1 rRNA gene (running past both ends of the window) is annotated in these 1,164 nt (G+C 54.0%); it reads left to right on the top strand.

Annotated features, from left to right (window positions below):
• Positions 1-1,164, top strand: a 23S ribosomal RNA gene (locus tag ACIOWL_RS21120) (it extends past both window edges: 733 nt to the left, 1,426 nt to the right).

The raw sequence follows: 1,164 nt of genomic DNA on the forward strand, positions 1-1,164 counted from the left end.
CTGTGATGGCGTGCCTTTTGAAGAATGAGCCTGCGAGTTAGTGTTACGTCGCGAGGTTAACCCGTGTGGGGTAGCCGTAGCGAAAGCGAGTCTGAATAGGGCGTTTGAGTGGCGTGATCTAGACCCGAAGCGAAGTGATCTACCCATGGCCAGGTTGAAGCGCGTGTAAGAGCGTGTGGAGGACCGAACCCACTTCAGTTGAAAATGGAGGGGATGAGCTGTGGGTAGGGGTGAAAGGCCAATCAAACTTCGTGATAGCTGGTTCTCCCCGAAATGCATTTAGGTGCAGCGTTGCGTGTTTCTTGCTGGAGGTAGAGCTACTGGATAGGCGATGGGCCCTACAAGGTTACTGACCTTAGCCAAACTCCGAATGCCGGTAAGTGAGAGCGCAGCAGTGAGACTGTGGGGGATAAGCTTCATAGTCGAGAGGGAAACAGCCCAGAACGCCAACTAAGGCCCCTAAGCGTGTGCTAAGTGGGAAAGGATGTGGAGTTGCTGTGACAACCAGGAGGTTGGCTTAGAAGCAGCCACCCTTGAAAGAGTGCGTAATAGCTCACTGGTCAAGTGATTCCGCGCCGATAATGTAGCGGGGCTCAAGCACACCGCCGAAGTTGCGTCATTCAAATATTTGTCTGGTTTTTATTGGACGTTTGGATGGGTAGGGGAGCGTCGTATAGCGGGTGAAGCTGCGGTGGAAACCAGTGGTGGACGCTATACGAGTGAGAATGCAGGCATGAGTAGCGAATGACGGGTGAGAAACCCGTCCGCCGAATGATCAAGGGTTCCAGGGTCAAGCTAATCTGCCCTGGGTTAGTCGGGACCTAAGGCGAGGCCGACAGGCGTAGTCGATGGACAACGGGTTGATATTCCCGTACCGGCGAAGGACCGCCCATACTGAGCGATGGATGCTAACCATGACGGATTCTAGCGCTAATGCCTTCGGGTGTTTTGTTGGTTGATGTGGTGGGAACCGATGTTGTGAGGTCAGCGTATTAACAGGTGTGACGCAGGAAGGTAGCCGAGCCAGGCAATGGAATTGACCTGGTCCAAGGGTGTAGGGAGAACGGTAGGCAAATCCGCTGTTCATGATCCTGAGACCTGATAGGCGCCCCGTTTGTGGGGTGATTTGGTGATCCTATGCTGCCTAGAAAAGCATCGGCGCGA

This window comes from Glutamicibacter sp. NPDC087344, assembly GCF_044744225.1.
Taxonomy (GTDB): Bacteria; Actinomycetota; Actinomycetes; order Actinomycetales; family Micrococcaceae; genus Glutamicibacter.